This is a genomic window from Stutzerimonas kunmingensis (assembly GCF_032106285.1).
Lineage (GTDB): Bacteria > Pseudomonadota > Gammaproteobacteria > Pseudomonadales > Pseudomonadaceae > Stutzerimonas > Stutzerimonas kunmingensis_B.
The window spans coordinates 15,049-27,078 of record NZ_DAMCPO010000031.1 but is presented as its reverse complement, the minus strand read 5'-3'; the positions used below and the strand labels follow the sequence as shown (position 1 = coordinate 27,078).

Genomic DNA, 12,030 nt, shown 5'->3' with positions numbered 1-12,030 from the left:
GCAGCGCCACCTGGCGGTGGCGCGCCAAAGTGACTCAGATGCCCAGACAGAGGTACTTGATCTCCAGATACTCATCCAGGCCGTACTTGGAACCTTCGCGGCCGAGCCCGGAGGCCTTCATGCCGCCGAATGGCGCCACTTCGTTGGAGATCAGCCCGGTGTTGATACCGACCATGCCGTACTCCAGCGCTTCGGCTACACGGAAGGTGCGGCCCAGGTCACGGGTATAGAAGTAGCCCGCCAGGCCGAACTCGGTGTCGTTGGCCTGGCGCACCACCTCGGCTTCATCGCTGAAGCGGAACAACGGCGCCAGCGGGCCGAAGGTCTCTTCGCGGGCCACGCGCATATCCGCGGTAACACCGGTGATGACCGTCGGCTCGAAGAAATGCCCGCCCAGCTCGTGCGCCTTGCCGCCCTGCAGCACCTTGGCGCCCTTCTCCAGCGCATCGGCCAGATGCGCCTGCACCTTGGCCACGGCATTGCCGTCGATCAGCGGGCCGATGACGACGCCGGCTTCATCACCAGGGCCGACCCGCAGTTTGGCCACGGCAGCGGCCAGTTTCTCGGCAAAGGCGTCGTAGACGGCATCGTGCACATACAGGCGATTGGCGCAGACGCAGGTCTGCCCGGCGTTGCGGTACTTGGCGACCAGTGCGCCTTCGACTGCGGCATCCAGGTCGGCATCCTCGAAGACGATGAACGGCGCATTGCCGCCCAGCTCGAGTGAAAGCTTCTTCAGGGTCGGCGCACATTGCTGCATCAGTTTGATGCCCACCCCCGTGGAGCCGGTAAACGACAGCTTGCGCACGATCGGGTTGGCGCACAGCTCAAAGCCCACCTCACGGGAGCGCTCGGTATCGGCCGGCAGCACGCTGAACAGCCCGGCGGGTATCCCCGCGCGCTCGGCCAGTACCGCCAGCGCCAGCGCGCTGAACGGTGTCTGTGGCGCGGGTTTGAGCACCATGGCGCAGCCGGCGGCCAGCGCCGGGCCGGCCTTGCGGGTGATCATCGCCGCCGGGAAGTTCCACGGTGTGATCGCCGCGGCCACGCCAATGGGTTCCTTGGTCACGATCAGGCGTTTGTCCGGCTGATGACCGGGAATGGTATCGCCGTAGACACGCTTGGCCTCTTCGGCGAACCACTCGATGAAGGAGGCGGCGTAAAGCACTTCGCCACGGGCCTCGGTCAGCGGCTTGCCCTGTTCGGCGGTCATGATCCGCGCCAGGTCCTCCTGGTTGGCCAGCATCAGCTCATACCATTTGCGCAGGCGCGCCGCGCGCTCCTTGGCAGTGAGCGCACGCCAGGTCGGCTGGGCAGCCTGCGCCGCCTCGATGGCCTGGCGGGTCTGCTCGGCCCCGATGTTCGGGACCGTCCCCAGAGACGCGCCATTGGCCGGATTGAGAATTTCAGTGACGGCGCCATCGCTGGCTTCGCACCACTGGCCGTCGATATAGGCCTGGTGGCGCAGCAGATCGGGATCGTTCAATTGCATGATTTTCTCCTGCAGCCGAGGGAAGAGATCGCCCCTCGGCTGGATAAGGGACTCGAAAGGCCTCACTCGCCGGGCGGCAGGTCCTTGGTGAAGGTCTGGTCGTTCTCACCGCGGAACATCTGTGCCCCGTAGATCAGCGCGCACAGGCCGACGCCGATGGCGAAAGCCCAGCCAGCGCCCTTGATCGCCAATACCGCGCCAATGACCCCGGCGATGCCCAGATCGCGTTGACTACGTGCCTCCATGATGCCCAGGCGCACGCTGACGTAGCCTTGGATCAGCAGAGTCAACGCCAGTGCCACGCCGAGAATCGGCTGCAACAGGGTCACCACCGGCAACAACAGCAAACCGGTGTTGGTGCCCCAGCGGAACGAGCCGACGCCGCCGTAGATGGACTTCATCGCCTGGGCGCCGCCCTTGAAGCGCTCGGTGATCACCACCTGCATGGCGGACCACTGCGGGCCGCACATGGCCACGTCCGGGCCGAAGATGCTCATGAAGGCGTTGCGCCCGCCAAAGATCAGGTGCGAACGGTTGGGGTTGAAGTCGACCTTCTCGTCACTACGGATATGGTCGGCCTCGCCGAGGATCGCCTTGGCGCCCAGCACGTCACCGAACACCACCAGGTAGGCGGCCAGCACGGTCGGAATGGCGGTAACGAACATCATCAGCGGCGGCATGCCGAGGCCGAACACGGTGTACTCGTTCCACAGGGTGACGAAGTCCGGCTTGCTGATGCCCCACTCGATGCTCGGCCAGGGCGCCTCGCCGAAGATCGGCGCGACGAAGACCGCCAACAGGATGATCGGGAAAATGCCCAGCTTGGCGAAGTTCCACCAGAAGCGGTTGCGCTTCTTCAACTGCTGGAAGTGCAGGGAGAACACCAGATAGAAGGCGATACCGACGGCAATGGAAATGGTCCAGGGGAAGCTGTCGAAGCGACCGCCCTCCTTGAACACAGTCACCACCGCACTCAGGCCGGCCCCCATGATGATGCCGGCCTTGAGTGCAGAGGGCACCAATGACACCACCTTGCGCGCCATGCCGGTCATGCCCAGGCCGATGGAAAATATCCCCAGCATCAACTGGAAGGCGATCAGCGCATGCACCCGCTCCGGGCCCTCCGGGAACTGGCTGCAGTAGGCCATGAGCAAGGGAATCGCCGGGGTGATCCAGCCCGGGACAACGGGGTCGCCCAGCAAATGGTGGGTCAGGTACAGCAACCCGTTGAGCATGACCACCGCCAGCGCCACCTCGAAAGGCATGCCGAGGAATTCGGTCATCAGCGGAATCGCCGCCAGATCCACCGCACACATGAGCAGGCCCTGCATGTAGTCGGAGAGTTCGAAGCGGTAATGAATGAAAGGCAGACGCACCTTGAATGGCCCCACCGGCCAGTAGGGGGCTTCCACACCAAGGTCTTGTTGATGCAGTTCGGACATTTGAGTCACCCAGCTTTATTAGAGTTGTAAGCAGCGAGCCCCGACATTGCCGGGGCTGTTCATCGGTTGCTGCGCAGATCAGTAGGCAGCGCGGTAGATCTGCTCGATATCGCCCGCCGTCAGGCGACGCGGATTGTTGCGCATCAGGCGATCGATCTTGCTCGCTTCCTCGGCCATGGCCGGGATGGCGTCTTGCGGCACACCGAAGCTGCGCATGCCCTTGGGAATGTCGACGCTGGCACACAGCTCGGCCATGGCCTCGACGGCCAGGTCGGCGGCGACCTTGTCGCTCAGACCGTGAGTCTGCACGCCCAGGGCGGCAGCGATCTCGGCCATGCGCTCGACACAGGCCAGCTTGTTCCAGGCCATCACGTAGGGCAGCAGCAAGGCATTGCTGACGCCGTGAGCGATGTTGAAGCGCCCGCCCAAGGGATAGGCCAGCGCATGCACGGCGCCGACACCGGCATTGCCAAAAGCCATGCCGGCCATCAGGCTGGCGGTGGCCATGTCTTCGCGCGCCGCCAGGTCAGCCGGGTTGGCGTAGGCCTTTGGCAGTGCCTTGGCGATCAGCTTGATCGCGCCAATGGCCAGGGCATCGGTGATCGGCGAGGCATTGACCGACAGGTAGGACTCCACCGCGTGAACCAGGGCGTCGACGCCACTGGCTGCGGTCACGCCGCGCGGGCAGGTCAGGGTCATCACCGGGCTGACCAGGGCGACGTCGGGCAGCAGGTAGTCGCTGACGATGCCCTTTTTCAGCTGCGCTTTCTTGTCCGACAGGATCGATACGTTGGTCACTTCCGAACCGGTGCCGGCAGTGGTCGGAATGGCGATCAGCGGCGGCCCCTTGCGCTTGATCTGATCGACGCCGAACAGCTCTTCCAATGCACCGTCATGACCGACGTAACCGGCCACGGCCTTGGCGATATCGATGGCGCTGCCGCCACCGACGCCGATCAGACCATCGTGGCCGCCGTCGCGATAGACCTTGGCGCAGGCTTCGACGATGGCGATTTCCGGCTCCGGCTCGACACCGTCATAGATGCCATAGCGGCGCTCGCCGAGCTGCTTGAGGACATGCTCGACCGTACCGGACTTGATCAGGATGGCGTCGGTGACGATCAGCGGGTTGGTGATATTCAGACGGGGCAGTTCGACCGCCAGTTGCTCCACGGCACCCTGGCCGGTCAGCAGTTTGTTGGCGATCTTGAATGCAGCAATGCTCATCAGCAGGCCCTTTTATGCGTTGTTTTGCTGGACGGGGTCGACCTGTATTAGCGATTCCTGTGCCAGCTCTGCCAAAGCACCGTTCTAGAGCCTTCCCGCGCCATTTCTCCGTCTCACACGAGCAAACACTGATTAGATAATCAATCAAACAGCAGCCTCTTGATCCATTTTCTAATCATCCTGCTCCCAACGTTTCATCTTCTGCACCAGGGTCGCCTGGCTGACGCCCAATACCTTGGCCGCCTCGCGCGTCGTCTTGTACTGCAACAGCGCCTTGCGAATCTGTCGGCGCTCGAGGTTCTCCACCTGCTTGCGTAACGGCAACAGGCTGTCGTCAGCGGCATCGAGACTGCTCACCCGCATCTCCTCGGGCAGATCGAGCAACTCCACCTCCTCGCCCGTGCAGGTAACCGCCAGACGCTCGACCAGATTGATCAGCTCACGGATATTGCCTGGCCAGTCGTAGTCGATCAGCGCGTCCAGCGCCTCCAGGCCCCACTCCAGGCTGCGTCCGTAGCGCTGGTTGAACTCGGCCAGATAGAAATCGAGCAACGGCTGGATTTCCTCGGGTCGCTCACGCAGTGCGGGGATATGGATGGGAACGACGTTGAGGCGATAGTAGAGATCGGCGCGAAAGCGCCCCTCCTCGACCATCTTGCGCAGGTCATGGTGAGTGGCGGTGACGATGCGCACATCCACCTCCTTGAGCTCCAGCGCGCCGACCGGAATGAAGCGACTCTCCTCGATCACCTTGAGCAGCTTGACCTGCAGCGCCAGCGGCAGATCACCGATCTCGTCGAGGAACACCGTGCCCTGATGCGCCAGCTCCAGCAGACCGCGCTTGCCCTTGCTGCCGGCGCCGGTGAAGGCGCCCGGCACGTAGCCGAACAGCTCGGCCTCGATCAGGTTTTCCGGCAACGCACCGCAGTTCAACGCCAGGAAAGGTTGCGCAGTGCGGGCACTGGCCTTGTGAATGTACTGTGCGACCAGGGTCTTGCCCACCCCGGTCTCGCCCTGCAGCAAGACCTTCACATCGCTGGCGGCAACCTGGCGGGCCTGGGCGAATACCCGCCCCGAGGCGGGGTGATCGGCCACCGGCGAGGCGTCGAGCAGGTCCTCGCGCTGGCCGGCATGCAGGCGCGCGGCGCTGTTGCGCAGTTGCTTGAGCTGCTGCAACTCGTCGCGCTCGTGCTTCATGCGCAGCAGCTCGGTCATGTCGCGCACGGTGCTGACCACGTAGCGCACGCGGCCATCCGCGGCGAAGATCGGCGTACCGCTGACCAGCAGGCGCTTGCCCTGGCTGACGCTCTGCATCATCGACAGCGCCCTGCCCTCCTTGAGCACGCGCAGCGACACCGACTGCGAGATCACGCCCTGCTCCACCAGGGCCTGCATGTGCTGGCCAACCACATCCTCGCTGCGCAGCCCCGTGAGCCGCTCATAAGCGCGGTTGACCTTGAGGGTGATGCCATCGGCATCGGTGATGTAGACGCCGTCGTGCAGCGCGTCGAGCAATTCGCGAAAACTGGGGTCGTCGAAATCCATTGGCTTTCCGATGCACGCAGAAGAGCGGCTTAGTTTACTCGCCGCGCCGGGTTACCGGTTTGCGGTCTTAAAAACTGCCGCGATCGAAGCTGCGCTGCGGCGCGCCTGACACCCATTGCGGGAATCGGCACGCCGCGGGCGAAGGATCAGACCAACTCGTCGAAACACTCGCCGATGATCGCCAGACCGCGTTCGAGCACCTCGTCCTCCACCGTCAGCGGCACCAGCACCCGCAGCACGTTGTAGTAGGTGCCGCAGGAGAGCAGGATCAGGCCCTTGTCGCGGGCACGGGCGACGATCTGCGCGGTGAGTTCGGCAGCCGGTCGCGTCCGCTCATCGGTCTCGAACAGTTCGATGGCGACCATCGCGCCCAATCCGCGCACCTCGGCGATCTGTGGGTGGCGCGCCTGAATCGCCTGGAGTCCGGCGACGAGCTTCTGCGCCACCGCCTGACAGCGCTCCAGTAGCCGTTCTTCCTCGAAGATCTCCAGCACCGCCAGCGCGGCTGCACAGGACAGCGGATTGCCGGCGTAGGTGCCGCCCAGGCCGCCGGGGGCGATGGCATCCATGATCTCGGCTTTGCCGCACACGCCGGCAATCGGGAAACCACCGCCAACAGACTTGGCGAAGGTGGTCAGGTCGGCGACCACACCCATCTGTTCCATAGCGAAGAAGGTGCCGGTACGCCCGGCGCCGGTCTGCACTTCGTCGGCGATCAGCAGGATGCCGTGTTCGTCGCACAGTGCGCGCAGGCGAGCCATGAAATCCTTCGGCGCGACGTTGAAGCCGCCCTCGCCCTGCACCGGCTCGATGATGATCGCCGCGATGTCGCGTGGCTCGGCGTCGTTCTTGAAGATGCGTTCAATGCTGGCGATAGAGTCATCGACGCTGATGCCATGGATCGCGCAGGGGTAAAGCGCACGGAAGATACCGCCGGGCATCAGTCCCATGCCGGCTGAGTACGGCGCCACCTTGCCGGTCAGCCCGAGGGTCATCATGGTGCGGCCATGGTAGGCGCCGGTGAAGGCGATCACGCCGGCACGGCCAGTGGCGGCGCGGGCAATCTTCACCGCGTTTTCCACTGCCTCGGAGCCGGTGGTGACCAGCAAGGTCTTCTTGGCGAAATCACCCGGCACTCGCGCGTTGATCTTCTCGCACAGCTCGACATAGGGCTCGTAGGCCAGCACCTGGAAGCAGGTATGAGTCAGCTTGTGCAGCTGGTCCTCGACCGCCTTGATGATTTTCGGGTGCAGGTGACCGGTATTCAGCACGGCGATGCCACCGGCGAAGTCGATGAATTCGCGGCCTTCGACGTCGACCACGCTGCTGTTCTTCGCGTGGTCGGCAAAGATCGGGTGGATCTGGCCGACGCCACGCGGGACGGCGGCGACACGGCGTTGCATCAGGGATTCGTTGGTCTTGCTCATAAGCTCCTCGGTAGCCGCTCATCGTCGGCACGGGTCATGAAGAACGCCAGGAAGCGGGCGCGGCAGCATACGATGATCGACTGCCGCGCCATCCAAAGCGTTCGGATTACAGTAAAACTCCGTGCATTATTTTGCACGCGCGTTTTAGGCCGCAGGCGTCAGATACCGCCCAGGCACAGGTATTTGATTTCCACGTATTCATCCAGGCCGTACTTCGAGCCTTCACGGCCGAGGCCGGATGCCTTCATGCCGCCGAACGGCGCCACCTCGGTGGAGATCACCCCGGTGTTGATGCCGACCATGCCGTACTCCAGCGCCTCGGCGACACGGAACGCCCGGCTCAGGTCGCGGGCGTAGAAATAGGCGGCGAGGCCGAACTCGGTGTCATTGGCCTGACGGATCACCTCGGCCTCGTCGCTGAAGCGGAACAACGGCGCCAGCGGACCGAAGGTTTCTTCTCGCGCCACGGCCATCTCGGACGTGACGCCGCCCACCAGCGTCGGCTCGAAGAAGTTGCCGCCCAGTGCATGGGGTTTGCCGCCGGCCAGCAGGGTGGCGCCCTTGTCGAGGGCGTCCTGCAGATGGCGCTGAACCTTGGCTACGGCCGCGGCATCGATCAGCGGACCGGTGGTGACGCCCTCCTCCGCACCGTTGCCGACCTTCAGCCGCGCCACCGCAGCGGCAAGCTTGGCGACGAAGGCGTCGTAGATGCCGTCCTGTACGTAGATGCGGTTGGCACAGACGCAGGTCTGCCCGGCGTTGCGATACTTGGAGATCATCGCGCCCTCGACCGCCGCATCCAGATCGGCGTCGTCGAAGACGATGAAGGGTGCGTTGCCGCCCAGCTCCAGTGAGAGTTTCTTCAGCGTCGGCGCGCACTGCTGCATCAGCTTGATGCCCACCGCGGTCGAGCCGGTGAACGAGAGCTTGCGCACGATTTGGTTTTCGCAGAGCTCGGCGCCTACCTCGCGGGAGGTCGCGGCGTCGGCGGTGATCACGCTGAACAGTCCCGCCGGAATGCCCGCACGCTCGGCCAGCGCGGCCAGCGCCAGTGCCGAGAACGGTGTCTGCGGTGCCGGTTTGAGGACCATGGCACAGCCCGCGGCCAACGCCGGCCCGGCCTTGCGGGTGATCATGGCGCTGGGGAAATTCCACGGCGTGATCGCCGCGGTGACGCCGACCGGCTCCTTCTGCACCAGGATGCGCTTGTCGCCGGCATGGGCGGGAATCACATCGCCATACAGGCGCTTACCCTCCTCGGCGAACCACTCGAGAAAGGATGCGGCGTAGGCCACCTCGCCCCGCGCCTCGGCCAACGGCTTGCCCTGTTCGGCGGTCATGATCCGCGCCAGGCCTTCCTGATTCTCCAGCATCAGCTCGTACCAGCGCCGCAGGCGCGCCGCAGGCGCGCCGCGCGCTCCTTCGCGGTCAGCGCGCGCCAGGCCGGTTGGGCTGCCTGCGCGGCTTCGATGGCGCGGCGGGTTTCGCCGCGGCCCATGTTCGGCACGGCGCCGATCAGCTCGCCGGTGGCCGGATTGAAGATTTCGGTGCGCGCGCCACTGTCCGCCTCGCACCATTCGCCGTTGAGATAGGCGGTTTGGCGCAGCAGATCGGGTTGCCCAAGTTGCAGAGTCATGTGCGTATTCCGTCAGGCAGGTTGTTGAGTGCGCAGCTTCTCGGCGCGGCCACGCAGCCACTCCAGAGTCAGCAGCAGGGCGATGGAGAAGCCGATCAGCAGAGTCGCCGCGGCGGCGATGGTCGGGCTGAGGTTTTCCCGTATACCGCTGAACATCTGCCGCGGCAGGGTGATCTGCTCCGGTCCCGCGAGGAACAACGTCACCACCACTTCATCGAACGAGGTAGCGAAGGCGAACAGCGCGCCGGAAATTACCCCCGGCGCGATCAGCGGCAGTGTCACGCGGAAGAACGCGGTCAGCGGTGATGCGCCGAGGCTGGCCGCAGCACGCACCAGGTTGTAGTTGAAGCCCTGCAGCGTCGCGGAGACCGTGATGATCACGAAGGGCACGCCGAGCACCGCGTGCACGAGGATCAGCGACAGGTAGCTGTTGCCCATGCCCAGCGGTGCGAAGAACAGGTAGCTGGCCACACCGATGATCACCACCGGCACCACCATCGGCGAGATCAGTATGGTCATCAGCAGCGCCTTGCCGCGAAATTCCGCGCGGGTCAGGCCGACCGCCGCCAGGGTGCCGAGCACCACAGCGAGAAAGGTCGCGGCGGGCGCGATGAGCATGCTGTTCTTCAGCGAGCGCATCCAGTCGGCCGAGCTGAACAGCGCCTCGTACCAACGCATGGAAAAGCCCTGCAAGGGATAGACGAGGAACGAGCCGGAATTGAACGACAGCGGCACGATGACCAGTACCGGCACGATCAGAAACAGCAGCACCAGCGCGCAGAGGATGCGCAGCGCGTAGTACCAGGCCCATTCGACGGGTGACATGTAGGGGCTCAGCATGAAAGGTTCTCCTGCCCGGCATGAAGACTCTGAAAAGGCGGCCGCGCCGCGACATGCGTCATCTCAACCCAGCCGCAGGCGGCTGGCACCGACCAGCCAGCTGTAGATGACGTACAGCATCATGGTGGCGAGCAGCAGCAAGCCGCCCAACGCCGTGGCCATGCCCCAGTTGATGGTGGTGTTGGTGTAGAAAGCGACGAAGTAGCTGACCATCTGGTCGTTCGGGCTGCCGAGCAGCGCCGGGGTGATGTAGTAGCCGATGGAGATGATGAACACCAACAGGCAGCCGGCGCCGACACCGGCCAGCGTCTGCGGGAAGTACACCCGCCAGAAGCTGGCGAACGGATGACAGCCCAGCGACACCGCCGCACGCATGTAGCTCGGCGAGATATTCTTCATCACGCTGTAGATCGGCAGGATCATGAACGGCAGCAGGATGTGCACCATGGCGATGTACACACCGGTGCGGTTGAACACCAGCTGCAGCGGCTCGTCGATCAGACCCATCTTCAGCAACGCACCATTAATGAGGCCGCCGGACTGCAGCAGCACGATCCAAGCCGCCACACGCACCAGAATCGAAGTCCAGAATGGCAGCAGCACCAGGATCATTAGCAGGTTGCTCTGCCGCGCCGGCAGGTTGGCCAGGAGATACGCCAGCGGGTAGGCCAGCAGCAGGCAGATCGAGGTGATCACCAGGCCCATCCAGAAGGTGCGGGCGAAGATGTCCAGATACACCGCCTGGTCCGGCGAGACCTTGGCCAGCTCGCCCAGCTCGTCGATGCGGTGATCCAGCGCGGCCAGCAGGTAGTAGCCGGTCACCGCACTGTCGTTGCGCTGGATCACCTGCCAGAACGCCGGATCGCCCCAGCGCTCGTCGAGCGCTTCCAGCGCATCCTGATAGGAGGCCGGTGTCTCGCGAAACGGCATCGCCCGCGCAGTCTTGGTCAGCAGGCTGCGATAGCCCGCGAGCTCCATGTTCAACCGCTTGGACAGATCGCCCAGGCTTTGTTCACGGCGCGCCTGATACAGATCCTCGGCCAGCGCCTGATAGGCCGGATCCGCTGGCAGCCCACGACCATCCCATTCGGCCAGCGCCGCCAGCGTGCGTGGCAGCGTGTTCACCACCTCGGGGTTCTCGACGCTGCGCCAGAGCAGCGAGGCGATGGGCACCAGAAAGGTCAGCAGCACGAACAGCAGCAGCGGCAGGATCAGCGCCTGCGACTTGAGCTTGTTCACCCGTTCGGCCCGTGCCAGACGCTGTTTCAGATTGGGCTCGGCGATCTCGTTCGCCGGCAGGGATATTGCTGTGGCCATGAAGACTCCGCGATTCGTTCCGATAGCTGGGACCGGCCCCGCCAATGCGGCGGGGCGCTCAGGTCAGCGTGCTGCCCAGGCGTTGAAACGCTGTTCGAGTTGCTCGCCGTAGTCGGCCCAGAAGGTCACGTCCATCGCCACCTGATCGGCAATGTTCTCCGGTGCGGTGGGCATCTGCGCCAGGCGCTTTTCATCCAGCAACGACACGGCCTGGGTGTTCGCCGGGCCGTAGGCGATGTTCTCGGAATAAGCCTTCTGCTGCTGCGGCTCGACCGTGAAGGCGATGAATTTGCGTGCCTGCTCCTGACTCTTCGCGCCCTTGGGGATGGCCCAGGAGTCGAAGTCATAGATACCGCCGCTCCAGACGATCTGCAGGTTGCTCTCGTTCTGCACGGCAGCGATGCGGCCGTTGTAGGCGCTGCTCATTACCACGTCGCCGGAGGCGAGGAACTGTGGCGGCTGCGCGCCGGCTTCCCACCACTGAATGTGCGGCTTGAGCTGATCGAGCTTTCTGAAGGCGCGGTTCTGGCCGTCCTTGGTGGCCAGCACCTTGTAGGCGTCCTTGGCCGGCACGCCGTCGGCCATCAGCGCGAATTCGAGGGTGTACTTGGCGCCCTTGCGAAGGCCGCGCTTGCCGGGGAATTTCTCGGTATCCCAGAAATCCGCCCAGCTGGCCGGCGCGCTTTTCAGCTTGTCGGCGTTGTAGGCCAGCACCGTCGACCAGACGAAGAAATCAACGCCGCAGGGCTGGATCGCACCTTCGACGAAATCATCCGGATTGCCGACGATGCCCGGGTCGAGTTCCTCGAACAGCCCTTCGTCGCAGCCGCGGGACAGTTCCGGCGACTCCACTTCCACCAGGTTCCACGACACGCTGTTGGTGTCGACCATTGCCTTGACCTTGGCCATTTCGCCGTTGTACTCGCCGGCGATGATGCGCCCGTGCCCCGCCGCGTCCCACGGCTCGTAGAAGGCCTTGACCTGGGCCTGCTTGTTGGCGCCGCCAAAGCTCACCGCTGTGAGGTTCTCGGCAGCCGCTTGCCCGGCACAGACGAGTCCGAGCGCCAGCGCGGACAGTTTCAGGTAGTTGCTCATACCAGTTCG

At 64.3% G+C, this 12,030-nt stretch carries 8 protein-coding genes and 1 pseudogene; all 9 read right to left on the bottom strand.

The window, feature by feature from the left end; all coding sequences use genetic code 11:
• Positions 1–34: 34 nt before the first annotated feature.
• Positions 35–1,492 carry an NADP-dependent succinate-semialdehyde dehydrogenase gene (gene gabD / locus RT582_RS19335; protein WP_014821663.1) on the bottom strand — a complete coding sequence of 486 codons (1,458 nt, stop codon included), beginning with the start codon at positions 1,490–1,492 and terminating at the stop codon, positions 35–37.
• A 62-nt stretch (positions 1,493–1,554) separates the two neighbouring features.
• Positions 1,555–2,934, bottom strand: a complete 1,380-nt coding sequence (locus RT582_RS19330) for a membrane protein (protein WP_014821664.1) — start codon at positions 2,932–2,934, stop codon at positions 1,555–1,557.
• A 78-nt stretch (positions 2,935–3,012) separates the two neighbouring features.
• Positions 3,013–4,161: an iron-containing alcohol dehydrogenase gene (locus RT582_RS19325; RefSeq protein ID WP_014821665.1), complete on the bottom strand. Its 1,149-nt coding sequence runs from the start codon at positions 4,159–4,161 to the stop codon at positions 3,013–3,015.
• 171 nt (positions 4,162–4,332) lie between these two features.
• A complete protein-coding gene (locus RT582_RS19320; protein ID WP_014821666.1) occupies positions 4,333–5,706 on the bottom strand; it encodes a sigma-54 interaction domain-containing protein in 1,374 nt (457 codons plus the stop codon).
• A 146-nt stretch (positions 5,707–5,852) separates the two neighbouring features.
• Positions 5,853–7,133 (bottom strand): 4-aminobutyrate--2-oxoglutarate transaminase, encoded by a 1,281-nt coding sequence (gene gabT / locus RT582_RS19315; protein WP_014821667.1) that lies wholly within the window; start codon positions 7,131–7,133, stop codon positions 5,853–5,855.
• Between the two features lie 158 nt (positions 7,134–7,291).
• Positions 7,292–8,769: pseudogene (gabD, locus tag RT582_RS19310) on the bottom strand (NADP-dependent succinate-semialdehyde dehydrogenase).
• A 12-nt stretch (positions 8,770–8,781) separates the two neighbouring features.
• The gene (locus RT582_RS19305; RefSeq protein WP_014821668.1) at positions 8,782–9,609 is read right to left on the bottom strand and encodes an ABC transporter permease; all 828 of its coding nucleotides are present in this window, start codon (positions 9,607–9,609) and stop codon (positions 8,782–8,784) included.
• Between the two features lie 63 nt (positions 9,610–9,672).
• The gene (locus tag RT582_RS19300; protein ID WP_014821669.1) at positions 9,673–10,926 is read right to left on the bottom strand and encodes an ABC transporter permease; all 1,254 of its coding nucleotides are present in this window, start codon (positions 10,924–10,926) and stop codon (positions 9,673–9,675) included.
• Positions 10,927–10,989: 63 nt separating this feature from the next.
• Positions 10,990–12,021 carry an ABC transporter substrate-binding protein gene (locus RT582_RS19295; RefSeq protein WP_313479378.1) on the bottom strand — a complete coding sequence of 344 codons (1,032 nt, stop codon included), beginning with the start codon at positions 12,019–12,021 and terminating at the stop codon, positions 10,990–10,992.
• Positions 12,022–12,030: the final 9 nt, after the last annotated feature.

Bases quoted from the DNA above. Each gene is read 5' to 3' on its own strand.
- RT582_RS19305 (WP_014821668.1), bottom strand. From the start codon at position 9,609: ATGCTGAGCCCCTACATGTCACCCGTCGAATGGGCCTGGTACTACGCG.
- RT582_RS19295 (WP_313479378.1), bottom strand. From the start codon at position 12,021: ATGAGCAACTACCTGAAACTGTCCGCGCTGGCGCTCGGACTCGTCTGT.
- RT582_RS19330 (WP_014821664.1), bottom strand. From the start codon at position 2,934: ATGTCCGAACTGCATCAACAAGACCTTGGTGTGGAAGCCCCCTACTGG.
- RT582_RS19320 (WP_014821666.1), bottom strand. From the start codon at position 5,706: ATGGATTTCGACGACCCCAGTTTTCGCGAATTGCTCGACGCGCTGCAC.
- gabD (WP_014821663.1), bottom strand. From the start codon at position 1,492: ATGCAATTGAACGATCCCGATCTGCTGCGCCACCAGGCCTATATCGAC.
- RT582_RS19300 (WP_014821669.1), bottom strand. From the start codon at position 10,926: ATGGCCACAGCAATATCCCTGCCGGCGAACGAGATCGCCGAGCCCAAT.
- RT582_RS19325 (WP_014821665.1), bottom strand. From the start codon at position 4,161: ATGAGCATTGCTGCATTCAAGATCGCCAACAAACTGCTGACCGGCCAG.
- gabT (WP_014821667.1), bottom strand. From the start codon at position 7,133: ATGAGCAAGACCAACGAATCCCTGATGCAACGCCGTGTCGCCGCCGTC.